The sequence below is a fragment of the Halobacteriovorax sp. XZX-3 genome (genome assembly GCF_043196495.1).
GTDB lineage: Bacteria > Bdellovibrionota > Bacteriovoracia > Bacteriovoracales > Bacteriovoracaceae > Halobacteriovorax_A.
In genome coordinates this window covers 817,860-843,416 of record NZ_JBEBMO010000002.1, presented here as the reverse complement: position 1 = coordinate 843,416, position 25,557 = coordinate 817,860, and the positions used below count along the sequence as shown (strand labels likewise).

Here is a 25,557-nt window from a genome sequence, read left to right as displayed (position 1 = left end):
TAGAGGGCCTTTTTATTTATCACTGTATGAATTAAAGTGAATCAATTACTGAATTGAAAGTAGCTGATGGTCTCATTGCCTTTGCAACAAGCTCTAAATTTGGATGATAGTAACCACCCATATCAACGGCTCCACCTTGTGCGCTATTTAACTCTTCAACAATCTTTGCTTCATTTTCAACAAGGTTTGAAGCAACAGGAGTAAAGATTTCTTTAAGCTCAGCATCTTCATTTTGATCAGCAAGTGCTTTTGCCCAGTACTGAGCTAAGAAGTAGTGAGAACCTCTATTATCAAGCTCACCTACTTTTCTTGATGGAGACTTATCATTCTTTAGAAATGCAGTATTTGCTTCATCTAGAGTTTTTGCAAGAACAGTTGCCTTTGCATTACCTGTTTTAATTGCAAGATCTTCAAGAGAAACACCTAGTGCTAAGAACTCTCCTAGAGAGTCCCATCTTAAGTGATTTTCACCAGTAAATTGTTGTACGTGCTTAGGAGCTGATCCACCGGCACCAGTTTCAAATAATCCACCACCTGCAAGAAGAGGTACAATTGAAAGCATCTTTGCAGAAGTTCCAAGTTCAAGAATTGGGAAAAGATCTGTTAGGTAGTCACGAAGAACGTTACCTGTCACAGAAATAGTATCTTCACCTTTAATGATTCTCTCCATTGAGTAACGGATTGCTTTAACAGGATCTAGGATTTTAATTTCAAGTCCCGCTGTATCGTGATCTTTTAAGTACTCATTTACTTTCTTAATTAGGTTAGCGTCGTGGCCACGGTTTTCATCAAGCCAGAATACTGCCGGAGTATTAGTAAGACGAGCACGAGTTACACCAAGCTTAACCCAGTCACGTACTGCAACGTCTTTAGTTTGACACATTCTCCAGATATCACCCTCTGAAACCTCGTGAGTAAATACTGTGTTACCTTCTGAATCAGTAACCTCTACAACACCGGCCGCAGGGATTTTAAATGTCTTATCGTGTGAACCATATTCTTCAGCTTTCTTTGCCATAAGACCAACGTTTGGAACTGTTCCCATTGTCTTAGGATCAAATGCTCCGTTCTCTTTACAGAACGAAATTACTTCTTGGTACATTTGAGCGTAACTTCTATCTGGAATACAGAATTTAGTATCTTCTTGCTTATTATCTTTATTCCACATTTGCCCAGAAGTTCTAATTGCTGCAGGCATTGAAGCATCGATAATAACATCAGATGGAACGTGTAGGTTTGTGATTCCTTTATCAGAATCAACCATTGCTAGACGTGGCCCATTCTCGATTGCTAGATCAAGTGCACCTTCGATCTCAGCTTTCTTTTCAGCAGGAAGGCCAGAAAGCTTAGAATAAACAGAGCCAAGTCCGTTAGCAGAATTTACACCAAGCTCTTTGAACTCAGCTGCATATTTTTCAAATACGTCTTTGAAGTAAACTTCAACACAGTGACCAAACATAATAGGATCACTTACCTTCATCATTGTTGCTTTTAGGTGAACAGAAAAAAGAATATCTTTTTCTTTCGCATCTTGAATATTCTTAGCGAAGAATTCTCTAAGTGCTTTTGCACTCATTACACCTGCATCGATGATTTCGTCTTGAAGAAGAGATACTTTTTCTTTTAGAACTACTTCAGATCCATCATTTTGCTTAAGAGTGATTTTTACATCAGTTGCTTTAGGCATGATTGCTGATTTTTCAGAACCATAAAAGTCATTTGCATCCATGTGTGCAACGTGTGACTTAGAGTCTTTTGACCAAGCTCCCATTCTGTGTGGATTAGCTTTTGCATATTCTTTAACCGGCCCAGCAACACGACGGTCAGAGTTCCCCTCACGAAGAACTGGGTTTACTGCTGAACCAAGAACTTTCGCATAACGAGAAGCAATGTCTTTTTCTTCATCAGTCGATGGTGCATCTGGGTAATTAGGAATTTTAAAACCGTGGTCTTGAAGTTCTTTAATTGCAGCTGAAAGCTGAGGAATTGATGCAGAAATATTTGGAAGCTTAATGATATTAGCTTCTGCTTGTTTTGCTAACTCACCTAGGTAAGCTAGATCATCTGATTGCTTTTGCTCTTCAGAAAGAAATTCTGGAAAGTGAGCAAGAATTCTTCCTGCAAGAGAGATATCGCGAGTTTCAACATTGATACCTGCATGCTTCGTAAAAGCTTTTACGATTGGAAGAAGTGACTGAGTCGCTAGCGCTGGCGCTTCGTCAGTAATTGTGTAAATGATTTTTGATCCATTAGACATTTTACATCCCGTGTTATTTGTTATGAACTGATAATAAAACGTCTTATCCTATAATAAAACCAACTACTTCGTCCATTGGCTGCGCATCACGGAAAAGTAATCCTTATTATTTAGCTCAAATAAGTTTGACAAATCATACACAAGTTTCAATAATCAACCTCTATACCACATGTAACCAATTACGAGGGAGAAAATATGAAATTTCTAGTGCTTCTTGCTCTTGCACTTCCAGCACTTGCAGGACTAACAATTGATAAGAATAAAGACATCCAAGAAATTAAAAAAATGACAGGATGCTATGCCATTAAGTTTCAATCGTCTGAAACTTTCGCCTATAGCAATGATTATGACTTCTACGATCGCTATGCCTCAGGGGCCCTTGAGTGGATCTTTGTCGATTCAGAAAATGAAGACATGGTTAATATTCAACATATTCTAGTTACTCCACATGCCATCGTTAAGCACTGGAGACAGCAATGGGACTGGGAAGCAGCGAATGCTCTCGATTACAGAGGCTTTAGTAATTGGAATAACAAGGCCGTAAAAAACCCACAAGGAAATTGGGTACAAAGAGTCTATCAAGTAGATGACTCTCCAAGATATGAATGTTCTGCACCATGGATTCACACAGATACAAACTCATATTGGGAATGTACAGCTAATGCTCCTCTACCAAGACGTGAATTCTCAATCAGATCAGACTATAACGTTTTAAGAAGAACAAATCGCCATGAACAGACTTCATATGGCCACGTTCACGACCAAGATAATATCAAAGTTAATATGCTTGAAAATGGAATGGAGCTTAAACTTGCAATGGAGAAGAGCTACAATACTTACCAGAAAGTTGATGATAGCCGTTGTCAACCGGCGATTGAATGGTGGAAGACTCATAAGTATTTCTGGCGTGACGTCGTTAATGTATGGAACAAAGAGCTTTACTCTGAAGATTCAGTGAAGATTGATTTTAAGAAAACAGGTGCTCCTCTATGGGCAAGACTATTTGAACTAGATGATCAAATGAGCACAAGACCTGCTTACGACTCAAAAGAATCAACTCAAAAAATCAAAACAATTATTCAAAACCATATCCTTAGATAGAAAAAACAGGGCCTCTCCTAGCGGGGCCCTTTTTGGCATTCCAATTGCTTTTAAATAGGTAGATATAATTTGAACTAAACAATTATGGGCACTTATGAAAAAGCATCTGTTCTTTTTATTTACACTTTGTACACTTTCTACACAGGCAAAGCTCTACTATGCACCAGATGGCACTCAATACGAGCTGGGCGAATGTCAAAATGAATGTATGGATAAGCTTGCCCAAGAAACGCCATCACGTGTTATTCAAATCGTAGAAGGTTCTCGTTACAAAGACTTTCTAGTAAGAGAGACCCTGACAAAATACCTTGAAAATGAAAGTATCGAAAATTTTGATAAACTATACAAAGACTCATCATATGATAATTTTTGGATCCTTAATAAGCGACACGCTACAGAAATGAATATCAGCATAAAGAATGTTAGCGACGAACAAAAGCTAACGGCCGCTATCCAGTACATAAAGAATAATCCAGACAAAGTTAAAGAGAACTACCCCCTTATTAACGAATTAGGGCAACTCGTTGCTGCCAAAAATAAATCAGACAATGGTATCTCAAGTGCAGAGAAAGAACTTCTTAATGAACTAGATAGACAGAAGAAGATAAATCTTGGTGATCTTATCCAAGACCTCACTTACTACGACAATACAAAAATGACGGGCCTCTATGACCTACTTGCATTTGATAAAAGGCAAGACATTGTCTGCCAGCATATTGATGAAGAAGTAGCACACTTTGATGAGTACATGACAGAAGATTGTAGAGAATATGAAGATTGTGTCCAGTTAGCAGAATCAACAATTACTTCAATGAAGGATACGTTTAAAGATTACCTAACATACACTTGTAATGGAAGCTCCCTGAGCGACAATATTGATAATATTAGAGAGCATGCAAAAGACACACTTTCTTATATGTTTCCGGATATTGTTGCAAAACTCAACTACAAAACGATGATGGATGAGTGCTATGACTGTGGCGTGACCAAAACTGAAGACTATATTGTCGATACGCGTATTGTTCAAGAAGTAAATAAGTTTTTTAAAGTTACAAAAAAATGGACACAGGGCTGTGACGAATTAGTCATAGAGAGCTCATTTTATAATATGGAAAGAAGAGCTTTAAAGAAATTAAGAAAGTACCCAAATCTTAAAATTAATGACGTTCAAACAAAGAGTTCGACATGTAAAGTAAGACTAGATGCTACTAATTAATCTTCAGTATAAGTAACAAGTTGATTACCTAAGTCTTTATAGGCCTTAAATAGGGAGTCTTCATTTACCCATCCGCTATCATTGAAGACATCAAAGTTCTTTCCCCAGCTATTGTGGACACGGTACTGATTTCGACAATTCTTACCATTGTCACAAATCTGGCGAAAACCACTTAATAAGTAAGCATGTCCTCCACAGTAGCGCTGCCTCTGCTCTTTTGGACACATCTCCATATACTTAACTGAAGGGTCATCACAATAACGAGTCCAAGTACAGCTAGAAATTGCAGCGGATTTATCCTTTTCAAAAAGATCGATCATTTTTTCTCTAAACTTATCAACTTCTGTGATTCGCTCTTGCTTAAATCCCATAGGAGGAAGCTTAATCTGAGTCTTATCCTCTTTGCATTTTTGAGGGATTAAAACTTCATTTAAAAATTCCTCGAAGGCATTAATTGAAGTAATCTTTGTTGCCGCACGAGAGAGGCTATCTAACATCTCAGAACTAAAAGGAAAGAAGTCTTTAAAAAAGTCTTCAGTACACTTATTACAAACACCATCCTTTAAAGAGTTATCTTTGACCTGATGGTAGATCTCATTAATAGCGAGAAGCTGAGGATAGTCCACAATACGAAAGTCATTATCTGGGTTGTTGTAATTTTCAATTTGTTGATAAGGAGCACATTCTTCTTTGGCAAATTTTAAGCTAACCTTCTCACCTTTTGTTAAAGCATCAATAACCTGTGTTAGATTACCACCATTAAGCCCTAGAAACTCACTTTGAGTTCCTGATTTTAACTGTGTCTTACCTAGAACATCTAAAACAGAAATTTGATCGTCTTTAGTACAATTGCCACTTTTCAGGCATGATTGATCCATTAGAGAAGTCATGGCAAATAAATAACATGTTCCAAATCCATCCTGATCACGAACGATTGGATTCGTCTTCACATCAATTTGTTTAACAACTTTCTCACTCCCCATTGGTGGAAGATATTGATAAGCTGCATGCTCATACTCTTTCCAGCGCATGTCTTCAGTAATTTCAAAAGCAAGAACAGGAAGAGTAAGAAGTAGAATAATAAATTTTCTAATCATGGATTAAGCTCCATGCACTCTTTAAGCTTCCATCAGAAAAAAGGCAAAAGCCGTACTGATTATTATCCTTATCTTTTAAAATTTTATACTGACTATTTCTAAATTCTTTGCAGGCCTTAGAACCTGGATGGCCAGTAAGCCCTGTGCCCTTCTTTGGTGTAGTTTTAGCATTTTGACAAACTTTAGAACTTAGACATTCTTTATTCATGAGAGAGTTGTTCTTCCCCTTATAGATTTTGACTTCTCTAAACTGACCTTTCTTATAGATTTTCATGATTTGAAAATCTTTTTCTACTGCCAAGGAGATAAATGGCAAGAGTATGAGTATTAACAATTTCATGACTAACCTTCTGCTCTAAAGAAGGATTCAATGCGACTAAAGAATCTTTCAATCCAACTACCTTCAATTGAAGAAGGATTTCGTTGCGTCTCTTGTACTTCGGCCATAACTTCAGCAACTTCCTCAAGTGCAAGGTCCATCTCATCACCGTGCTCAATTGTAACTTCTGGACTAGATTCTTCAGACTTTGAATCTATTTCTTCACCGTTCTCATCAACTTCAGTAACAGTTGCTCTCTCTTCTAATTTTGACCTCTGATAGAGATAAATAGGAGTTGAAGCTGGAACAAATTGAATAAGTTGACCAATTAGGCTTCTTTTATGGGTAATACTGATATCACCACGAGCAATTGCCTTCTCTTCCGCGGCCATCATACGCTCATAAAATTTTGGGTCTGCTGTTTTGGCATGTTCTTTTAATATCTTCCACTTCTTAACAGCAAGTGCATCAACCATTCTTGCAAAAGTAACAAGAATTTCATCTTTTGGAACAGATGTATTTACATTCTTTAAATGAGAATAACTCTTTTCCACATCATTCTTAAAACTCTTAACAATACTATTGATTTTTGGAAAATGAATCGTTCTTGCTTGTGCATTATAGAAAGCTTGAAAGATACGAACAGCACGATACTTTCCTATTCTTTTTGATTTATAAACCAGCCCCATAATCGAATCAATGATTTCTGGTTGCAGCATTAAAGAGATAAGCCAGTTTACAACCTCAGCGTTTCTCTCCTTCTTAAGCTTTGTTAATAAGGCAACAGGGTTTTCGTGAACAACCTTATTAAGCTCTTCAAGATCTGGTCTTTCCACCCCTTTAAAGAATACAGGTAAACTTCGCTGTTCCTTTTCACTCTCTACCCCTAGATTAGCAAGAAGTGTTTTTAGCTGGGCCTCACATTCACTATTACAAAGATCACTCCCGTTTAAATCCCTTAGGTGTTCTCTCACAAGTCTATACTCGTAGTAGTGATTACCAATATGAAGCAGATTACTTTGAATCTCTTTATCTAATTGAATTTTGAATATTTCAGCATTAGGTGAATTTTCAAACTTAGAAAGAATAAAATCTTGAAACTCACTCGCATAACCCTTTGAGGCGATGTAGCTTTTTAACTTTGCTTTTGTAATCTCTGTCGACTCAAACTTTTTATTAATATCTGAAAGCCTTTGAAATGAAATGAAATTCATCTCAAAGTCGCGAAAAAAGACTTCCCAGTCTCTTACGTTAACAGAGTAATGTTTTGTAAAAATATTATTATCAAGCCTTTCAATCTTTTTCCAAATGGCCAAAGTTGTAGCAGGCTCTTGATGTTCACTTGAGTTTCTTAAACGATTATTTAAGATCTCAAGCTTATTGATCTTCTGTTTAAGTGCATATTCAGGAGTATCGTAGAAAGAACTCTTTCTCATTCCAAGAAATGACTTAAGAACACCACCACATGATGCAAATGAATTAAACGTGATATTGAATACAATTAAATAGGTAAATAATCTTCTCATAGGCCCTCGTCGTCTTATCGGTGACTTGGGCCTAATCTTTAAAGAAATCAGCTTAAATTAGAATGTAATTTCAATTACTTAAATAATGAAAGGTACTGGCCATAGCCTTCTTTTTCTAGATCGGCCTTTGGGATAAAGCGCATGGCCGCAGAATTTATGCAATAGCGCTTTCCATCTGGGCCTGGGCCATCATCAAAGACGTGACCAAGATGAGAGTCTCCACTTGATGAGCGCACCTCAGTTCTTGTCATAAATAGCTTAGTATCTTCTTTCATACTTACCACTTTTTGATCAATAGGCTTTGTGAATGCAGGCCATCCCGAACCAGAGTCATACTTATCAAGAGAGCTAAAAAGGGGCTCACCTGTTGCAACATCAACGTAAATCCCCTCTTCTTTATTGTCCCAGTACTTATTAGCAAAAGGTCTCTCTGTAGCATCATTTTGAGTCACTTCAAATTCAAGAGGCGTTAGTTTTTCTTTTAATTCTTTTAGATCAGGTTTCTTGTACATAACTTTATCCTTATTTTCTTTTGCTTGTTTTATTTCTTTCTTTTCACACTTTAAAGGTCTTGAAGCGACATCGCGAATATAGCCACCACGTCCAGATAATTCTTTATAGGTATTATAGCTTATCGGATTCTTTTTATAATAATCTTGATGATAATCTTCTGCTGGAAAAAATTTATGTGCCATCTCAATAGCAGTCACAATTGGTTTGTCATACTTCTTACAGGCTTCAAGATTATTTTTCGAATTTAGAGCTATTTGCTTTTGTTTCTCATTGGTGACAAAAATCACAGTGCGGTACTGACTACCACGGTCAGCGAATTGACCTCCACTATCAGTCGGATCAATATTTTGCCAATAAATTTCAAGGAGATCTTCATAACTGACAAGTGAGTTGTCGTATGTCACTTGTACAACCTCAACATGTCCACTACTACCACTTGAAACTTCCTGATAACTTGGACTCTCTTTTGTTCCTCCCATATAGCCAGAGACAACAGAGCTTACACCTTTAAGTTTTTCAAATGGAGCTTCCATACACCAGAAGCAGCCTCCGCCAAATACCGCAGTTTCTTTAGCTGCATGAATACAGGTACTTAACGCAATCAATATAGTTAAGAGAACAAACTTCATTTTACCTCCGTGAAACTTTCTTCTACTTCCTTCGTATAAGTATTCGTAGCGCAAAACTAAATTGTTACATCCTAATCTTAACACAAGGAACTATGGCCGACTGAAAGAGTTTGACCTCGTGATTTTGGCTACTTAAAATTAGAATATGAAAAAATTTATACAATACTTTATCGATAATCTTCTAATCTCTAACGTTTTATTCTTCAGTGTCTTTGTCATCGCAATCTTTGCGTGGACTAAAATTCCAAAGGAAGAAATGCCAGACTTTGAATCACCTTATGTTCGAATCATGACTGTTTTTCCAGGGGCAAGTGCAGAGGATGTGGAATTTTTTATTACAAAGCCCATTGAAGAAGAGTTAAAGAACGTTGCAGGTATCGAAGAAGTGCGCTCAGTTTCTTCAACAGGTTCAAGTTCTGTTACAGTTGTGATGCTTGAGAACTACCCGAACCCGAGAGAAGTTTACCTCGACATACAAGATGCGGCACTTCGTGCAGATCTTCCTAATGAAGCCGAACTCCCAACTTTTCATCAATTTAAATCTTCTGAAAAAGCATATATTGATATTGGATTCTATCTTGAGGGTAAAAGAGACCTATCAGTTAAAGACCGTGATCGCCTTCAACAATTAGTTAGAAATTTTGAAACTCAAGTAAAGACACTACCTTCAGTATCAGGTGTTGATCGCAGTGGTTATCTTGATCCAGAAAATCATATCCTACTTAGTCCTACTAAGATAAAGGAAAATAAAATATCAATCCACAAAGTTGTTTCAAGCTTAAGAGAAAGTCATATTCGTGCTCCTATCGGAGTTTTAGAAGATACACAGCAATCTAAAGTAACTTCAATTAATGAACTTATTGATGAAAGTGATTTTAAAGACCTTCTTGTTACAGGTAACTACGATGGTGAAGGTGTTACTCTTGATCAAATAGCAACTTTTAGAAAATCTTTTGAAAAAACTAATAGCATCTATAAAATTAATGGCCATGAAGGAATCATGCTCAACTTAAAGAAGAGTCACAATGTTGATATTCTTGAAGCAAATAAAGCGACCGTTGCCTTCATTGAAAAATACAAGAAAGGACAGCTCGATGATTTGAAAATCGTAACACTTGATGATGAGTCATACGATGTAAAAAATAGACTTGCCATTGTCGCCAGTAACGGACTACTTGGTTTTGCTCTTATTGTTCTCGTTCTCTTTTTATTTCTCGATTTTAAATCAGGAATATGGGTCAGTATGGGGATCCCATTCACACTATGCTTCACCCTTATTTGTATGCTCATTTTTGATTACACAATCAATAATATGACTCTTGCTGCGATCATCATTGTAATGGGAATTGTCGTAGATGATGCCATTATTGTAGCTGAGAATATAGGCCGAATTACAGAAGATCACAAAGGGACTTTAAAAGAGTTAATGGATAAGGTAACAGCAAATGCTGCGAGTCTTCTAATGCCTATCACAAGTGCAATTGCGACAACTTGTGTGGCCTTCCTGCCTCTCTTATTCTTTGGTGGATGGTTTGGAAAATTCGTCTACGTTCTTCCCTTTATTATTACGATGATGCTCGTTGCCTCATTACTTGAATCCTTCACAGTACTTCCAGCACACGTTTTCCAGAGAAAACCTAAGAAGAAACATGAAGTAAGTTGGTTTAGAAAATATGAAGCAATTTATGCAAATACCTTAGAGAAGGCCTTAAATTATCGCGCCCTAATTGTTGTGATCTTCATCGCATCCACTGCCCTTTCGGGATATCTTTTCAAAACAAAACTTAAATTTGTGATGTTTCCAAGAGAAGAAAGTAAGGAATTGAGTTTAAGTGTTTACACTAAAAAAGGAACTTCAAAAGATGAAATGAATGAGTATCTTAAACCAATTGAAGATATTCTACTTGCCTCGACTAAGGAATTAAGTATTGTTGGTTTCCGTTCAAATGTAGGTCAATCAAGACGTGGTGGTGCCGTTAATTACAATCGTGCAAATATCAATGTTGAAATTTTACCTGCAGATGAAAGAGAACTTTCGGCAAATCAAATCATTGATATTTTAAAAGAAAGAATGAAAGACACTCCAAATATTGAAGAAGTGCGCTTCTTTAAATCTCGCTGGGGAAGTGGTTCTGGTTCAACGATTGAAATTCAAATTCAAGAAAATGATGACAAGATTAGAGCTGAGATTGCAAATATACTTGCAGAAAATCAAAAGGCCAATAAAACTCTTAAAAACGTTGAGATTGAAAGACCTATTAATACTAAAGAGTATAACTTTAAAATTAATCAAAATGAAATTTTAAGATTTGGCCTTACTCCAAGTGACGTTACCACTTCCCTACGTACATTTGTCCAAGGAACAGTTCTTTATACTCTTAAAAGTACTGATGAAGAGGTTGAAGTAAGACTTACTGTCGCTAAGAATTACAAAGTTGATATCGAAAGATTAAAGCAACTAAGAATTGATAACGGTACGGGTGGCTATGTTCCTATCTCACGTTTTATAACAATTGAAGAAGTTGTAAAACCTTCTAATATTGAGCGTGTCGACTTTAAAAGAACGACAATGGTCTACTCTGATATTGAAGAAAGCTCTGGTGTTACTCCTTTAGAAGTAGCCGATTACTATGAGAATGAAGTTTTTCCAGAAATTCTTAAAAAGTATCCATCTTCAATTATTAACTTTGTTGGTGAAATTGAGGAAACGAGGGAGTCTACAGGAGACTTTATGATGGCAGGTTTTCTTGTCATTGCTTTAATTTATATGATCTTAACGATACAGTTTAAATCACTCTCGGCCCCACTAATAATTATGACGATTATTCCAATTGGGGTATCCGGAGTTATTTATATTCTTATGGCACACAGTATGGAAATTTTTGGATTCTTTGCAGTCATCGGTGCACTAGGAATGGTTGGGGTTGTAGTCAATGATTCAATAGTCCTCATTGATAAGTTAATCAATGATACTAAGTTTACGACAGATAAGAAGGATCTTTACAAGCAGATTGGTGAAATCTCTTCAACAAGACTTAGAGCAATTATCCTGACAACACTAACAACTGTTATTGGGGTACTTCCTACGGCCTACGGTTTTGCGGGATACGATTCAATGTTATCAGAGATGATGCTTACAATGGGCTGGGGTCTTGCTATCTCGACAGTCATTACATTATTTCTAACACCGGCGATCTTCTCATATTTATCGAGGTTTTTAGTGACTCAAGATATACCAGAAGAAGAAGCCTTTCTAAGCGAGAAATAGATTATTAAGTACCTGATATTATGTCCTTATGGCCGTTAATATCAGGTATCCATTCAATAAAAAATCTTGTCCATTTTATTTACGGCCCTTTACGTTTTTTCAAAACACTAATTCCAGTGACTAAATAATGATAATTTCTTCATATGAGCAAATTCAATATTTTGAAGAAATTTCTTATCCTGATGCTAGGTACTTACCTTTTATGTACTCCTACGAGCTTTGGCCAGGATACGACGACTGAACTTCAACTCAAAATTGAACAGTTATTAATTCACAATGATCTAGGTGAAGATGTCGCAGAGAAACTAATCTTTGGTATAAATGATATTGAGTCTCGTGAAGGCGAAAATCTTGATATCGAAAAAATCACCAATGATTTGGAAAAACTAAAAGAAGAAAATGATGATCTCTATGAAAATGTAGAGCTAGAAGTTCTTCCTCTTAACGAAGCTAGCGTTTCGATAAAATTTGAAATGCAAAAAAAGAGACTCATAAAAAGAGTTATTATTAGAGTATTTGATAATCAAAACCTAGAAAATGATATTGAAAGTGATCTTAGATCAAAGCTTTCACTTCGTCGTGGAGCTTTCTTCAAGTCAAAACAAATGCTTGAAGATTTAAATACAATTAGTGAGTTCTATAAGTCAAAAGGCCATGCACTTACTAAAGTTGCTAAGAAGTTAAAGCTTGATAAGGAAGATGAAATTAGTATCTTCTTCGATATTTATCTTAACTCAGAACAAATTAAAATTAACGATATCAACTTCGACGGTAATAATACTTTTACCTCAAGACAATTAAGAGAGTTGATTTCTTCGAAAGAGTCTCACCTCTTTTCTAAAAACCTATTCATTGAAAGCACATTTCTTGAAGACGTCGAAAGAGTCAAAAGACATTACATGGAGCAAGGCTTCATCAATATTGAAGTTACACCATCATTTAAAATCGAAAAAACAAAGGCAAATCTACTTTTTACTATTAAAGAAAATGATCAACTAAAATTAGATCAATTATCGATTAGTGGTAATGAAGTATTTTCTAACGAAGAAATTTTAAAAACTTTAAATATTAAATTACCATCAGTTTTTTCTATAAAAAAACAGAGAGAAGCTATTCAAAAGCTAAGAGAAGTCTATGGTGAAAAAGGATATGTATTTGCTCATATCACAATGAATTATGATCAAAATAAAAGAAGCGCATCCTTAAATATAGAAGAAGGTGTTGTCCAAAAAATTATAAAGATGGAAATTATCGGTAATACAAAAACAACGCCAGAAACGATTTACGAGCTGATCTCAATTTATAATGGAGAAATCGTCAATACGAACAAAATCAATGAATCAATACTCGCTCTATATAAAAGTGGTTTCTTTAGAGATGTTAAAATTGACTATACCCCGATGACTAAGAGTGCGGGTAAGATCATAATTCAGGTACAGGAAGAGAGTACTCAAACTATCCAATTCTCTCTTGGATCCGTTTATGGAGGTGCAGGCTTTGGTGTTTCATTAAGTGATGGAAACCTATTTGGGACGGGAAGTTCATTGGCCCTAACGACAATGATTTCAAAAGAGATCAATCGTATTGGGCTGGTTTATAATGACCAACATCTTTTCGGTTCAAATATTAGTTTAAATATTGCGGCCAATCACGACACTGAAAGAAGCTTTCATTATAACGAAAATAAATCAGCTATTCGTATTCTCTTTGAGAAACAGTTAACAAAGAATATTAAAGTTGGCCTAGGTACTAGGCTTGAGTATATTTCTGTTAATAGTTTGTCACAACAATATGCTTCTGACATTGATCTATCTGATACTAAAGACGTTGTTAGTGGTCTTATCGGCTCATTTGCATATCGATTTGAAGATGCAAATGATAAGGGATTAAAAACAAACGGTACTATTTCTATTCACCTACTGCCTTCATTTAATAAGCAAGATTTGTTTTTTAAAAGTATTGTAAATGCTCAGACATCCCGTGAACTCTACCGCAATCAAGATGGAGGAGCTCACCGTATTTCGGGAAGAATCACTCTTGGTTATGCCTCCGAACAAACTCCATTTTACGAGCGTCTTCAAGGTGGAGGAAATGGAACAATACGTGGATTTGAATACGGGTCAATTAGTAAGGATGGGCAGCTAGGATCTAATTCAATGATCTCGGCCAACCTTACATATAGTATGCCTATTTATAAAGATGTCTTTAGTGGAGTTCTATTTCTTGATGCATTCACTCCAGGAGATAGCTCATTAGCAATGGATGACTTTAGACTTGTTGGTGGACTAGGCCTAAGGGCAAAAATGGATGCTGGCTTTGTTTCAGAAACATTTGAAGCAGGACTAACGATACCACTTCTAAGTAAAGATGGAGATATAACAAAACCATTCTACTTTATTATCGGGGAATATGACCCTGCTTATAACTTATAAGGAGATTAAATATGAATTTTAATCGATTACCTCAACTTATTACTGCCTTGGCCTTACTAGGTACTGTGGGTGTAAAAGCAAAGAATCTCGAAGTTTGTGATCGTCTTCAAAAAGACATCAAGATCGAGGAAGTAGATTTTCAAACAGCTTTAAATGACGCTCAAGATTTATCTGACTCTGCAAAACACTGTAAAGCGGCCAGAAGTTATCAACTGGCACTCGTAAAAGATCAAAAGCTGGCCTTAGATCAAGGTGTTGATATCAAGTTATTAAACGAGCTATATGAAGGGAATTATTTAAATGACTATGCGAACTTTTCTCTTTCATTAAAGAAGCTAGTTAAAAATCATCCTAGCTCTGAGACAATTCATTACCAACTTGCTGACCTCTATAATCAGAACCTACCTACTGATATTAAAAATATGCCTGTTGGTAATTTTGTTAAAGAAGATGGAAGTGCAAATGATATCGTTAATGAAGCCATTATGGTTCAAGAAGACTTTTTGAGAAGCTTTCCAAATTCAATGATGCTAACAGATATCCAAAGTAAACTTAGTAATTCAAAAACAAAGCGCTTAGAGAAAACTCTATCAGACTTTAAATATGAAATTTGGCTTAATAAGAAAACAAAAGATAAAGATATCTATGAGTATCAAGCAGCTCTACTCATGCAAGAGCTTTCTTCAAATGAAGACAGTCGTATAAAGGCACAGGCCCTTCTAGAGCTATTTGAATTATACAATAGTCATCAAACTAAGCTAATTGATGCGAAAGAGAGAATGGCACAAGTTGCTTTTCTTCTTAGTGAAAGTAGTAATGTTAAAGATCGTGAAGTTAGAAATGTTCTAAAGGACCTAAAGAAAGCAGGAATTGCAGTAGCAGCGGTAAGCGAAAGCGAGCTTAATCAAGCGATACAAGATAGTAGTGAGATAAAAAAATCACTTCTTAGCGATGCAGATTTAAAAGAGCTTCTAAAAAATAAAAAAGGGCGTGATCGCTCAATCTTTATGCCAATCGAGTTCTCTGATTCAGAGAAGTCACTTATGCTTAAAACACTTGGTGTTGTAGGTGTTATGATGACATTTGATCGCCCGCTAATGGATTTCGTACAGGATAATAAGAACGACACTCTGACGACAATTACTGACTTCACAAATAATTATGGTGAAGCGGCCGGACTTGTGCCACTAGTTGGAGCATCAATGGCCATTGGTCTTGTTTTTAAAAACGATCAATTTAAACGTGCAGCAGTAAGAAGTGTTGGCGCAGTGTTAATTGGGCAATTGGCCACTCAACTACTTAAGTCATTGAGTTCACGTGCAAGACCTCGTGAGGGGAAAGGCCCATATCACTTTGATGGAGTGAACTTTGGTCGAAATAATACGTCTTTCTCTTCAGGTCACTCTGCAGGTGCTTGGTCAGTTATGACAGTTTTCGCCACAGAATTTAAAGACACTAAAATCGTTCCAATAGCAGCTTATTCATTAGCAGCACTAACAAGTTTTGCTCGCGTGTATAAGAATGCTCATTGGTTCTCAGATGTTACTCTAGGGGCGCTTATTGGATGGATTTCCGGTAAGTTAATGTACAAATTATTTGATAAAAAACAAGACGGCCCAGTAACATTTACTCCAGTAACTGGTGACCTAAACGGTGGTGCTGTAACATACAAGGTAGAAGGTCAAAAAGATCTTAGGGCCTGGCCAATTGACTACTACAAATTAGTATTCTCACCTACTGATAACGAGAACTAGGAAGTAAATTGAAGATTGTTTTTACTCTGATATTATCAATAATCATTGCTCTAGGTACTAGCTCTAGTACCTGGGCATTTGATTTTGTGTTAGATGAAAACCATGCTGTTTTAAAAGATATTGAGAAGCTAGTTAATAAGAATTGGAAGAATCTTAAGGAGCTTCAAGAGAATGAAGAGTGGCTTGAAGGACAACTAAAACTTCAATATTTTGGAACAATCTATCAAAAAGGATGGCATGGGCCCAAGGTTCAAAGAAATATCTATCCTGCAATTAATGGTCAATTCCTAGTTGTGGACTCTGTCACACTTAATGCACCAGTTCTGGAGCAGATGGCATATATCGGTGCGAACTTTCTATTTAAAACGCTTGTTCCCGTTTTACAGGGCGCTCCAATTGAAGAGCGTAAGTTTTCAAAAGTGACGACGGTTGATTCATACGAACAAGCAATAACTCTTAATCATATGAAGGTTAACGAACTTCCAATGACAAGAGCGAAACTTAATCAACTCAAAGATGGAGAACAAGTTAATACTATACTCATGACTGGCTTTGCTTCACGCATGAATTTAATCTGGTTAGAATTCCTTGATGTAGTCATTCCTGTTCTTGATCGCTTCGGCCCAAAAGCTAAATTTAAAGTAATGAAGGCCTTAGATATTACCATCGAAAAAGCTGCGCAGGATATAGCGCTCATCACAATTAAAAACTTAAATGAGAGATCAAAAGGCCTAGGTTTGGGACTAAGTGTTTTCTTAGATGAAGTAATTGATCTCCCTATATCTATCGGTATCAATGGATCAGCAGGTTACTCTCCTATCGTTTTTAACTACAAGAATAAAGAAAGTAAGATCAACGAACTTGTTTACAAGGTGGATCTTAGTACAAAAGAAGGACTTGATGCTTACCTAAGCTTTCTAGCTCAAGATTTTTCTAAGCTACAAGACCTTGAAGAAAAAAGAAATCAAAGCGTTGATCTCTATATTCAAAAAGAAGGCGATATCAAAAATAGCGAGTTCAATTGGGGTTTAAATCTTCTTCTTTGGAAATCAGGTGCTCGCTATATAAAAGAAGATGGCAAGTATACAACGACATTTAATAATGGCGATGCTTACCATTACGACATTATCGAACATAAGAAAATTACTGATCATAAAGGATTTTCAGGAAAAGAAAATAGAAGCTTTGAAGTAAAAGCGATCGTTCCTACAAATGAAGATGCTATCTCTAGCTTTAGTTTGGAGCTTAGTTACTCATATTCTGATGAAATTGCCACAGGCCGTGAACTAAATAATGAGGCGCAATTTCTCTTTGAACGATACCTTGATAATGGAATGAGAATTGATTTCGATAAAAAGAAGAAGTATGGCAAGGTACAAATTCACTCTTCTCTTATGTTTTCAACAAAGGCAATTTCAGAGATTATGAATGTTGATGATTTTGATTTATGGGAATCAATCGCTTTAGCTTTTGATTATACAAATTCTCTTATTTGGATTGATGAAGCTAAAAGACGTCAATTTGAAAGAGAGAATTATGTATACAACGACTCCCATAGTGGGCAACAGAATCGCCTCTCACAAAGTGAGAAAAGAAAGCTAAAGCAGCTTGAAAACTTAAAGCTTGCAAAGAAGATTTATAATATTTTACATAAAATGCGTGTTAACGGTCTTACTAAGGAAAAGGCAGCTCTCTTAGTTGAAAGTCTTCGAAATTCTAAGCTAGGGCCAAAGCTTCAAAGAGCTATGGTCAATATCATTGGACTTAATGATCTCATGGGACAGGGATATATTAGAGGAAATCTCTACTAGTCTCATTTAACAAGTTTTTTAAGTTTCTTTCCGTGCAAGTAACAATTTTGACTATGGTCTTGGACAATTCCACATGCCTGTAAGAAAGCATATATGATAGTGCTTCCAACAAAGCGAAATCCCCTCTTTTTTAAATCTTTTGATATGGCGTCACTTAACTCTGTTTTTGAGGGATAATCTTTAAGGCCAGAAAAGCTATTATAGATAGTCTTTCCATTTGTAAAAGACCAAATATACTTATCAAAGCTTCCAAACTCCTTTTGAACTTCGATAAAGTACTTAGCATTTGAAACTGTTGACTCAACTTTTAGGCGATTTCTAATAATCCCCGGATCGAGTAAGAGTTTTTCAATCTTTGCCGGTGTGATTTTTGAAACTTTCTTCACATCAAAATTATGGAAAACCTTACGATAATGCTCTCTTTTAGTTAATACAGTTTCCCAACTAAGGCCCGCCTGTGCACCTTCTAGAATAAGGAATTCGAAGAGAGTTCGATCATCGTGAACAGGTCTTCCCCACTCTTTATCATGATAATCGACATATTGTTTATTTGATAATTTTAACCACGGGCATCTTTCTTTCATAACGATCATTATAAACCTTTTTTAAATTATAAATAAGGATTAAAATAAACCTTCATGTACTTTCAGAAAGGATAATAAATGAGTAAAGTAGTCAAAAACTTAAGCTTCTGGGTACTCGTCGCAGGTGTACTTGGATATATTTTAGGATCAATTTTTGGTGATCCACTTTGGGCAACGTCAAAAAACCCTCCCGATATTTATCAAATAATCGTTATGATTAAGGATGTCTTCATCAGTTCACTTAAGATGATGATTGCTCCGATGATTTTCTTCTCACTAATTGGTGGGATAATCAGCATAGGTGAAATCACAAAACTTAAGTCCATGGGAATGGTGACGATCACTTACTATATCTCAACAACAATCATCGCAATCTTTATTGGTCTAACAGCAGTCTTCTTCATTCATCCATGGAAAGACTCTGGAGTAACAATTAAGACTAAGGATTCAATCCAACAGCAAAAGCCTGCTAAGTTCATTGCAGAGGGTTCTAACTCAATACCACTTGTCATTAAGAACGTTTTTACAACTGCACTTGTAAATCCATTCCATGCCCTTGCAAATAATAATATTCTTGGAATTGTTACGGCAGCTCTTCTTCTAGGCCTATCGTTACTAATAGTTCATCACACCTCGAGTCCCCTTTATCAAATCGTTAAGGATCTCAATATAGTCATTAATCGGGTACTCCACTGGATTATTAATCTGAGTCCAATTGGTATTTTTGCTATCGTTTTTGATTTTAAGGTTAAGGTATCGGGAGATATTTTCTCCGAGCTTCTCTCTTTTGCCCTCTTAGTATTTGGGGCAACAATGGTACACGGGCTTCTCGTTCTTCCATCAATTGCATGGTTCTTTGGAGGACTAAACCCAATCAAACTATTTAAGAAAACGGCAAGGCCTCTACTACTTGCCCTTTCGACTGCCTCAAGTTCAGCAACACTTCCTGTAACAATGCAAACTTGTGAAGAAGAACTAGGCGTTTCTAAAGGTGTTAGTGGTTTTGTCTTTCCACTTGGTGCAACAATGAATATGGATGGGACGGCACTATTTGAAGGGATTGCAGCTATCTTTTTGGCTAACCTTTATGGAATCGAGCTTTCAGGTGTTGCCATGTTCTCTATCTTCTTTATGGCAATGCTCTCTTCAGTAGGAGCACCAGGTATGCCTTCAGGCTCGATGTCAGGGATGCAGATGGTTCTTCTGGCCGCGGGAATTCCACTTGAAGCAATTGGTATTCTTTTAGTAATCGAGAGACCACTTGATACTTTTAGGACGGCCGTAAATGTCGAGGGTGATATTATTGGAGCAGTTGTTACACAAAGATACTTAGATAAGAAATTAACATAAAAAAACAAAAGGCCGCTTAAAGCGGCCTTTTTTATTGGAGTCTAAGAAAGTTTAATTATTTTACAACAACATCAAATGCTAAACTAACTTTATCATCAATCGCTTTGTCACCAAGGCTTTTGAAGAAAGAAGCAGAACCATACTTAAGACCAAAGTCTGTACGATTAAACTCTAGTGAACCAACAAAATTCTTACCATTTTGTGCCGCTAGAAACTTAACTTCTTTTGTCTTTCCTAAAATTGTAAGGTCAGCAGTTACTGTAAAACCTTCAACTTTTTTAATATCTAGAGTAGCTGTTGGGTACTTTGAAACATGAAAGAAGTCTTCATTTTTAAGGTGACCATTTAACTTATCTAACCACTCACCTTGAAGGTCTGTCGCAGTAAAAGAGTTCATATCTACAACAACTTTTCCTGATACTAGTTGACCTTTTTCAAGCTTAACATCACCTGATTTAATTTTAACTGTACCGAAGTGACGACCAGTTACTTTAGTACCTTGCCAGAAAACAGTAGATTTTGAAGTATCAATTTTTTCAGCATAAGTTGCAAATACAGTAAATACCGCAAGGGCCATAACCATAAGTTTATTCATAATATTCCTCCATTTGAATTATGATATAATTTTTAAAATATCTTAACAAAGTATAGAAGAAAATAAAGATCATTATTAAGGACATCTTGTGCTATAATTAGTCCATGATTTGGATAACAATTGAACAAATTAAATGCCTACAGGCGTTAGAAAAGGCCGGAAGCTTTACTAAAGCAGCCTCAGAGCTAGCTAAGGCAAAGTCTGCGGTAATTTACTCAATTAACAATCTTGAGGAACAAGTAGGCTTCGAACTCGTCGATCGCTCATCTTATAGGCCACAGATAACAACAAAAGGTCAGGAATTTCTAATCGAGGCCTCAAAGCTTACAAAGCAATATGATGAATTGATTCACAAGACTCAGCAAATTTCATCAAATGTTGAAACCAGATTATCCATTTCAGTGTCTGGAATTTATGGCCTTGAAAAACTATATCCAATTATCAAGAAGGCCATGGCCCGTTACCCATCCACAGAAATTATTCTTGAGCGTGAAATCCTAAGTGGAGAAAAAATGCTATTGAACGATAGAGTCGATTTAGCAATTTTTGAAGACCTCTCAAGTATCAAGAATTTTGACTATAAAATTATTGGTAAAGTGGATATGTATCTTGTGGTTGCAAAGGATCATCCTTTTCTTGATCTACCTAAAAACCAACAAAACTTTAAAGGCCTGGCACAATTTCCACAAATAATTCAACGAAGTACAATTCCAGATGACACAACAAATATTGGCGTGATTGAGGACTCTCTAAAGTGGAGGGTTACAGATACGCCGTCGAAAAAAGAGATTATTCTAAATGGCTTTGGTTGGGGAAGACTTCCCTATCCACTAATTGAGAAAGATCTAAAGGCCGGGCGACTAGTACACTTGAAGCATCTTGAGAGTAAAGTCCCAGTCACCTTTTGCTTAGGACACAAAAAAGAGCACCATTTAGGAGAAGTGGCCCAATATATCTGGGATTCCTTCTAAAATAGCGCAAATAAATTACCTGATTCTAGCATTTTTTCCCATTTCTTAAGCATTTAGTGCTAAGTTGCCCCCATTAACACTATAAAATTAAGGTAAGAAATGAAAACTGTTTATATCGGTAATCTCAACTACAAGATCACTGCTGAGCAATTAAAAGGTATCTTTTCACGCTTTGGCCGTGTTCAAGACGTGAACCTACTAACAATTCCGGGAACTCAAAAGAGCAAAGGTATTGCATTTATCAAGATGCAAAAAGAGCAAAGCGCACAAGATGCGATCAAGGGCCTTGATGGGACAACTCTAGACGGAAGAACTGTTAAGGTATCGATTGCTAAAGATAATTTTGAAGAGCAGAAGAAGTACAAGAAAGAGACTAAAGCAAAGGTTGAAAAAGAAGAGGCACAAGAGCTAATTATTGAAAAAAAGAAAGCTCGTCGCCGTCGTGGCCTAAATGAATTATTCGATCACCTAGGTAAGAAATAATGACGAATAATGATATTTTAAAAAAGCTTAGAATCGCATTATCTCTTAAGGATTTTGAAATTATCGAAATCTTAAAGCTAGTTGATTTTGAACTTACAAAATCTGAATTATCTGCAATTTTTAGAAAAGATGACCATCCAAATTATAAAGAATGTGGTGATCAACTTCTTAGAAAATTTCTTAATGGCCTAATCATTAAGAATCGCGGAACACGTGAAGAAAGAGAAGCCAAGGCACAAGCTTATAAGTCACAGGCCAAACCAGTAGCAAAAGCACCAATCAAGAAAAAGGCAAAATCTGATGCTCCATATAGGAAAAAACAATACACTAAAAGTTCTAAAAAAACTTCATAATGGATATACGCTAGTAGACGAGGAAAATATCCAGCAGGTATTTCTTCCAGAAAACTTTGCGCCTCTAAAAATAGAAGTGGGCTCAAAAGTTAAGGCCTTTATTTACCCAGATACTCAAGGAGAACTTGTTGCAACAACAGAGCTTCCTCTTGCAGTTGTTGGTGAGTATGCCCTATTAGATGCAATTGAAATCCAAGAATTTGGTGCATTCTTTGACTTGGGAACTTCTAAAGACCTACTTGTTCCAGGTAATGAGCAAAAAATAAAAGTTAGAAAATACGAATCTCATATTGTTCGAATTTGTAAAGAAGAAGGTACTGGTCGAATCTTTGGGACGACAAAACTTGGAAAGTATATTGAGTCTTCAGACTTCGATATTAATGTTGGAGATGAAGTAGATATTTTTATCGCTCAAGAAAGTGATTTAGGTTTCAGAGTTATCGTAAATAAGAAATTCATTGGAATGATCTATAAAAATGAAATCTTTCAACGTGTCTCTTGCGGAAAATACTTTAAAGCATTCGTTAAAAAGCTACGTGAAGATGGGCTTGTCGATGTTGCTCTACAAGAGCAAGGGATTAAAAACCTTGTCGACTCAAAAGACATTATTATCGACTTTCTAGAAAGAAATGGTGGCTCTAGCTTCTTAAATGATAAAAGTTCTCCGGAAGACATTAAGAACTTTCTAAATATGAGTAAGAAGACGTTTAAGAAAACAATTGGAATGCTCTATAAAGACAAGAAAATTACAATCTCAGATAACGGAATAAAATTAAATCAATAACAATAAGAAAGGCCCACAAAATGTGGGCCTTCTTTTTTAAGTACTCAATTTATATAATTAAAAATTAACCTTGAACTACTTTTACATTTACGGCACATGGACCTTTAGGACCTTCACCTAATTCGTATTCTACGCTATCACCGTCATTTGGCTCTCCACCTTGAACTGATGAAATGTGGAAGAAAAGATCTCCACCGTCATCTTTTGTGATAAATCCAAAACCTTTCGCTGAATTGTAGAATTTAACTTTACCTGTACTCATTTAATTAACCTCGTAATAAAATTATTCGTTAGATACGATTTTACCCTACTGTTTGCATAATTCCTAAGAAAAAAGGAAAAAAAATTTATTTTGCTGATCCTTGTCACTTTGACAGACGCGACGCTTCAAAATGTGCTCGAAATGTACTTTCTAAGTCACTGATATTATGGGTTTCTTTAGTTGCCTTCGTTCCCCATATTGCTCCAGGCCAAGAACGATCATTTTCATAACGACAGATTATATGGACGTGAAGCTGAGAGACCATATTTCCAAGGGCCCCAATATTTAACTTTTTAGGGTGATAGTTATCGCTTAGAAAGCGACTTACTTCATTGATTTCCTCAAGAAGCGTCACCTGATCATCCCACGAGAGTTCATGAATTTCACGAATCTCTTCTCTTTTTGGAACTAAGACTGCCCAAGGATTTTCTTGATCAGGTAAAAGCATAAGCTTTGAAAGTTTCATATCAGTAATTTCTATTAAATCTTTTTTTAAAACTTCATGTAGTTTAAACATTGATACCTTCTTTTTCCTTTATCGATTTCACAACTCGATATGCACTAGAAAAACATCCCTGTAAGAGATAGCCACCAGTTGGTGCTTCAAAGTCTAGCATCTCTCCTACAAAGTAATATTGATTATTTTTAATTGCTGACAAGTCATCATTCAATGATTCAAAACAAACACCACCAGAAGTAGAAATGGCCTCATCCATTGGTCTGGCCCTTAATACTTCTATCTCACAATCCTTAACCATCGCTGCCAAGTAATTAACATCTTCCTGTGCTTTTGAGCGATCAAGAACTTCATAAAGTAATGAAGTTGCAATCTTATCGAAATTTAAGTTCTTTCTTAGACGATTAGTTAATGAGTCCTTATTTCTACGAGACAATTTCTCAATAACATCTTGCCTCTTTAAGTCTGGTTTGAAGTCGATGTGGAGTTTCGTCGATACTGATTTCTCTAATTCATCTCTAAGTCCGTTGGAAATAGCGTAGACAGCTCCCCCCTCAACACCGTAAGGAGTCAACATGATCTCACCTCTGGCGTTCTGGGATTCATTAGAAACAACTATATTTTTAACGAAGCCACGATCAACTTTATCTTGAAAGTGTTTAGACCAATTGATTTCAAAACCACAATTCATGGCCTTTAGTGGTGCAGTCTTCACACCGAGAGCTTCAATATACTCCATCCAAACACCGTCACTACCTGTCTTAGTCCAGCTTCCTCCACCCATGGCCAAAATATAGTAATCAGCTTTTTGCGTCTTATTGCTATGATCGTGCTTAAAGATTAAATCACCATCAGCTGTTATATTAGTAAGACTATGTTTTAAATGAAGATGAAAATTTTCATGAGACTTTAGTGAATTCATCCATTGATGTAAGATATCTGCGGCCTTCATTTTCTTTGGAAATACTCTGCCACTAGTACCAATAAATGTCTCAGTACCAAGAGTATTTGCCCATTCGATTAAATCATTAGCGTTGAAGTCTTTTAATAAAGAACGAAAGCGTGCTTCATCCTTAAAGTATTTTTTAGCAAACTCTTCTTGCTTCTCACTATGAGTGAGATTGAGACCACTATTTCCAGCGACTAAGAACTTCTTCCCGACACCACCAGTCTGTTCATACAGGTGAACCTCAATTCCCTCAATTTTAGAATTCAATAATTCATAAGCACAGAAGAGGCCTGCGGGGCCTCCTCCAACAATGGCAACGACAACTTGATTTGACATGATAGAATACTATCACGCAAGCAAGTTGGAGAAAAGTCTAAGCAGCTTTTGACGAGATTGTATCCATATCAATTTTGTAGCGCAATGCTTCGATCAAGCGATCCACTTTCTCCTGAGATATTGGCTCATTTCGACGGGAATCATTGATTAAATCATTCCAAGCAATCACATGATCAATAACATCTAAGTCCATGTCATTTAGTTTAACAAGGGCCAATGGCCAATTTTCAAAGCTTCTATTTTCGATCTCACGATCAGTCAATAAATTCACATTTTGATGGCGTGGATCCAAAATAATTTTATTATATGTATAAATCACATCATCTTTCTTTCCTTCAATAACCTGAAAAAAGAAGCCACTATTATACATCAGTACACCTGTCACATCTCTTGCATTATTATTTCGAAATGACGAAGAGACAATCTTATCCAAGTCCTGCTCAGGCTTAAAATCGCCTGTTTTTTCGCTGATATAAATGATTTGATATTCTTTGCTCATAGAGACCACCT

The 25,557-nt window shown here is 36.3% G+C and carries 22 protein-coding genes; 11 read left to right on the top strand and 11 right to left on the bottom strand.

The annotated features are described in order from the left end of the window. Nucleotides 1-31: 31 nt before the first annotated feature. The gene (locus ABMA70_RS14540) at nt 32-2,257 is read right to left on the bottom strand and encodes an NADP-dependent isocitrate dehydrogenase (protein ID WP_103218051.1); all 2,226 of its coding nucleotides are present in this window, start codon (nt 2,255-2,257) and stop codon (nt 32-34) included. Between the two features lie 195 nt (nt 2,258-2,452). Here ABMA70_RS14540 and ABMA70_RS14535 point away from each other — a divergent pair, with 195 nt between their 5' ends. Beyond that, a complete protein-coding gene (locus ABMA70_RS14535) occupies nt 2,453-3,358 on the top strand; it encodes a DUF6607 family protein (protein WP_103218052.1) in 906 nt (301 codons plus the stop codon). 94 nt (nt 3,359-3,452) lie between these two features. After that, entirely contained in the window at nt 3,453-4,574 is a 1,122-nt protein-coding gene (locus ABMA70_RS14530; RefSeq protein ID WP_392992504.1) for a hypothetical protein, read from the top strand. Here the strand turns inward: ABMA70_RS14530 and ABMA70_RS14525 are convergent. From ABMA70_RS14525 to msrA, 4 genes are all read right to left on the bottom strand, one after another. After that, complete coding sequence (locus ABMA70_RS14525) at nt 4,571-5,671, bottom strand: hypothetical protein (RefSeq protein WP_392992506.1); 1,101 nt, start codon at nt 5,669-5,671, stop codon at nt 4,571-4,573. The genes ABMA70_RS14530 and ABMA70_RS14525 overlap by 4 nt on opposite strands. Then, nucleotides 5,664-6,011: a DUF333 domain-containing protein gene (locus ABMA70_RS14520; protein WP_146037856.1), complete on the bottom strand. Its 348-nt coding sequence runs from the start codon at nt 6,009-6,011 to the stop codon at nt 5,664-5,666. The genes ABMA70_RS14525 and ABMA70_RS14520 overlap by 8 nt, the downstream gene beginning before the upstream one ends. Before the next feature lie 2 nt (nt 6,012-6,013). Further along, nucleotides 6,014-7,516, bottom strand: coding sequence for a hypothetical protein (locus ABMA70_RS14515; protein ID WP_392992508.1), 1,503 nt, complete (start codon nt 7,514-7,516; stop codon nt 6,014-6,016). A gap of 74 nt (nt 7,517-7,590) precedes the next feature. Next, nucleotides 7,591-8,658 carry a peptide-methionine (S)-S-oxide reductase MsrA gene (gene msrA / locus ABMA70_RS14510; protein WP_392992510.1) on the bottom strand — a complete coding sequence of 356 codons (1,068 nt, stop codon included), beginning with the start codon at nt 8,656-8,658 and terminating at the stop codon, nt 7,591-7,593. A 145-nt stretch (nt 8,659-8,803) separates the two neighbouring features. Between msrA and ABMA70_RS14505 the strand changes: the two genes are divergently transcribed. From ABMA70_RS14505 to ABMA70_RS14490, 4 genes are all read left to right on the top strand, one after another. Further along, on the top strand, nt 8,804-11,926 hold the full coding sequence (locus ABMA70_RS14505; RefSeq protein ID WP_103218058.1) for an efflux RND transporter permease subunit: 3,123 nt from the start codon (nt 8,804-8,806) through the stop codon (nt 11,924-11,926). A gap of 143 nt (nt 11,927-12,069) precedes the next feature. Next, nucleotides 12,070-14,358 (top strand): outer membrane protein assembly factor, encoded by a 2,289-nt coding sequence (locus ABMA70_RS14500; protein ID WP_392992512.1) that lies wholly within the window; start codon nt 12,070-12,072, stop codon nt 14,356-14,358. Nucleotides 14,359-14,369: 11 nt separating this feature from the next. Then, entirely contained in the window at nt 14,370-16,112 is a 1,743-nt protein-coding gene (locus ABMA70_RS14495) for a phosphatase PAP2 family protein (protein ID WP_392992514.1), read from the top strand. 8 nt (nt 16,113-16,120) lie between these two features. Further along, nucleotides 16,121-17,923 carry a hypothetical protein gene (locus ABMA70_RS14490; protein ID WP_392992516.1) on the top strand — a complete coding sequence of 601 codons (1,803 nt, stop codon included), beginning with the start codon at nt 16,121-16,123 and terminating at the stop codon, nt 17,921-17,923. Nucleotides 17,924-17,925: 2 nt separating this feature from the next. Here the strand turns inward: ABMA70_RS14490 and ABMA70_RS14485 are convergent, their stop codons facing one another. Next, a complete protein-coding gene (locus ABMA70_RS14485; RefSeq protein ID WP_103218080.1) occupies nt 17,926-18,507 on the bottom strand; it encodes a DNA-3-methyladenine glycosylase I in 582 nt (193 codons plus the stop codon). Nucleotides 18,508-18,585: 78 nt separating this feature from the next. On the opposite strand from ABMA70_RS14485, the gene ABMA70_RS14480 reads away from it, so the two are divergent. After that, nucleotides 18,586-19,857 carry a dicarboxylate/amino acid:cation symporter gene (locus ABMA70_RS14480; protein ID WP_103218062.1) on the top strand — a complete coding sequence of 424 codons (1,272 nt, stop codon included), beginning with the start codon at nt 18,586-18,588 and terminating at the stop codon, nt 19,855-19,857. Between the two features lie 55 nt (nt 19,858-19,912). On the opposite strand, the gene ABMA70_RS14475 is transcribed toward ABMA70_RS14480, so the two are convergent. Then, nucleotides 19,913-20,452, bottom strand: a complete 540-nt coding sequence (locus tag ABMA70_RS14475) for a YceI family protein (RefSeq protein WP_103218063.1) — start codon at nt 20,450-20,452, stop codon at nt 19,913-19,915. A gap of 104 nt (nt 20,453-20,556) precedes the next feature. Between ABMA70_RS14475 and ABMA70_RS14470 the strand changes: the two genes are divergently transcribed. The 4 genes from ABMA70_RS14470 to ABMA70_RS14455 all read left to right on the top strand — a co-directional run bounded on the left by ABMA70_RS14470 (nt 20,557) and on the right by ABMA70_RS14455 (nt 23,043). Beyond that, on the top strand, nt 20,557-21,423 hold the full coding sequence (locus ABMA70_RS14470; protein ID WP_103218064.1) for a LysR family transcriptional regulator: 867 nt from the start codon (nt 20,557-20,559) through the stop codon (nt 21,421-21,423). 99 nt (nt 21,424-21,522) lie between these two features. Further along, nucleotides 21,523-21,906: an RNA-binding protein gene (locus ABMA70_RS14465; RefSeq protein ID WP_103218065.1), complete on the top strand. Its 384-nt coding sequence runs from the start codon at nt 21,523-21,525 to the stop codon at nt 21,904-21,906. Continuing rightward, complete coding sequence (locus ABMA70_RS14460; protein WP_103218066.1) at nt 21,906-22,259, top strand: DUF1456 family protein; 354 nt, start codon at nt 21,906-21,908, stop codon at nt 22,257-22,259. The genes ABMA70_RS14465 and ABMA70_RS14460 overlap by 1 nt, the downstream gene beginning before the upstream one ends. After that, nucleotides 22,207-23,043 (top strand): S1 RNA-binding domain-containing protein, encoded by an 837-nt coding sequence (locus ABMA70_RS14455; protein WP_103218067.1) that lies wholly within the window; start codon nt 22,207-22,209, stop codon nt 23,041-23,043. Before ABMA70_RS14460 ends, ABMA70_RS14455 begins: the two co-directional genes overlap by 53 nt. Nucleotides 23,044-23,107: 64 nt before the next feature. Here ABMA70_RS14455 and ABMA70_RS14450 read toward each other — a convergent pair whose 3' ends face one another. The 4 genes from ABMA70_RS14450 to ABMA70_RS14435 all read right to left on the bottom strand — a co-directional run bounded on the left by ABMA70_RS14450 (nt 23,108) and on the right by ABMA70_RS14435 (nt 25,546). Next, complete coding sequence (locus tag ABMA70_RS14450) at nt 23,108-23,305, bottom strand: cold-shock protein (protein WP_021267754.1); 198 nt, start codon at nt 23,303-23,305, stop codon at nt 23,108-23,110. A gap of 103 nt (nt 23,306-23,408) precedes the next feature. Further along, nucleotides 23,409-23,822, bottom strand: a complete 414-nt coding sequence (locus ABMA70_RS14445) for an HIT domain-containing protein (RefSeq protein WP_392992520.1) — start codon at nt 23,820-23,822, stop codon at nt 23,409-23,411. Further along, the gene (locus ABMA70_RS14440; protein WP_392992522.1) at nt 23,815-25,047 is read right to left on the bottom strand and encodes a TIGR03862 family flavoprotein; all 1,233 of its coding nucleotides are present in this window, start codon (nt 25,045-25,047) and stop codon (nt 23,815-23,817) included. Before ABMA70_RS14440 ends, ABMA70_RS14445 begins: the two co-directional genes overlap by 8 nt. Before the next feature lie 37 nt (nt 25,048-25,084). Next, nucleotides 25,085-25,546 (bottom strand): BLUF domain-containing protein, encoded by a 462-nt coding sequence (locus tag ABMA70_RS14435; protein WP_158246872.1) that lies wholly within the window; start codon nt 25,544-25,546, stop codon nt 25,085-25,087. Nucleotides 25,547-25,557 lie beyond the last annotated feature (11 nt).

Bases quoted from the DNA above. Each gene is read 5' to 3' on its own strand.
- ABMA70_RS14525 (WP_392992506.1), bottom strand. From the start codon at position 5,671: ATGATTAGAAAATTTATTATTCTACTTCTTACTCTTCCTGTTCTTGCT.
- ABMA70_RS14440 (WP_392992522.1), bottom strand. From the start codon at position 25,047: ATGTCAAATCAAGTTGTCGTTGCCATTGTTGGAGGAGGCCCCGCAGGC.
- ABMA70_RS14535 (WP_103218052.1), top strand. From the start codon at position 2,453: ATGAAATTTCTAGTGCTTCTTGCTCTTGCACTTCCAGCACTTGCAGGA.
- ABMA70_RS14465 (WP_103218065.1), top strand. From the start codon at position 21,523: ATGAAAACTGTTTATATCGGTAATCTCAACTACAAGATCACTGCTGAG.
- ABMA70_RS14435 (WP_158246872.1), bottom strand. From the start codon at position 25,546: ATGAGCAAAGAATATCAAATCATTTATATCAGCGAAAAAACAGGCGAT.
- ABMA70_RS14500 (WP_392992512.1), top strand. From the start codon at position 12,070: ATGAGCAAATTCAATATTTTGAAGAAATTTCTTATCCTGATGCTAGGT.
- ABMA70_RS14515 (WP_392992508.1), bottom strand. From the start codon at position 7,516: ATGAGAAGATTATTTACCTATTTAATTGTATTCAATATCACGTTTAAT.
- ABMA70_RS14495 (WP_392992514.1), top strand. From the start codon at position 14,370: ATGAATTTTAATCGATTACCTCAACTTATTACTGCCTTGGCCTTACTA.
- ABMA70_RS14475 (WP_103218063.1), bottom strand. From the start codon at position 20,452: ATGAATAAACTTATGGTTATGGCCCTTGCGGTATTTACTGTATTTGCA.
- ABMA70_RS14480 (WP_103218062.1), top strand. From the start codon at position 18,586: ATGAGTAAAGTAGTCAAAAACTTAAGCTTCTGGGTACTCGTCGCAGGT.
- ABMA70_RS14520 (WP_146037856.1), bottom strand. From the start codon at position 6,011: ATGAAATTGTTAATACTCATACTCTTGCCATTTATCTCCTTGGCAGTA.
- ABMA70_RS14470 (WP_103218064.1), top strand. From the start codon at position 20,557: ATGATTTGGATAACAATTGAACAAATTAAATGCCTACAGGCGTTAGAA.
- ABMA70_RS14485 (WP_103218080.1), bottom strand. From the start codon at position 18,507: ATGAAAGAAAGATGCCCGTGGTTAAAATTATCAAATAAACAATATGTC.
- msrA (WP_392992510.1), bottom strand. From the start codon at position 8,658: ATGAAGTTTGTTCTCTTAACTATATTGATTGCGTTAAGTACCTGTATT.
- ABMA70_RS14505 (WP_103218058.1), top strand. From the start codon at position 8,804: ATGAAAAAATTTATACAATACTTTATCGATAATCTTCTAATCTCTAAC.
- ABMA70_RS14450 (WP_021267754.1), bottom strand. From the start codon at position 23,305: ATGAGTACAGGTAAAGTTAAATTCTACAATTCAGCGAAAGGTTTTGGA.
- ABMA70_RS14540 (WP_103218051.1), bottom strand. From the start codon at position 2,257: ATGTCTAATGGATCAAAAATCATTTACACAATTACTGACGAAGCGCCA.
- ABMA70_RS14445 (WP_392992520.1), bottom strand. From the start codon at position 23,822: ATGTTTAAACTACATGAAGTTTTAAAAAAAGATTTAATAGAAATTACT.
- ABMA70_RS14460 (WP_103218066.1), top strand. From the start codon at position 21,906: ATGACGAATAATGATATTTTAAAAAAGCTTAGAATCGCATTATCTCTT.
- ABMA70_RS14530 (WP_392992504.1), top strand. From the start codon at position 3,453: ATGAAAAAGCATCTGTTCTTTTTATTTACACTTTGTACACTTTCTACA.
- ABMA70_RS14455 (WP_103218067.1), top strand. From the start codon at position 22,207: ATGCTCCATATAGGAAAAAACAATACACTAAAAGTTCTAAAAAAACTT.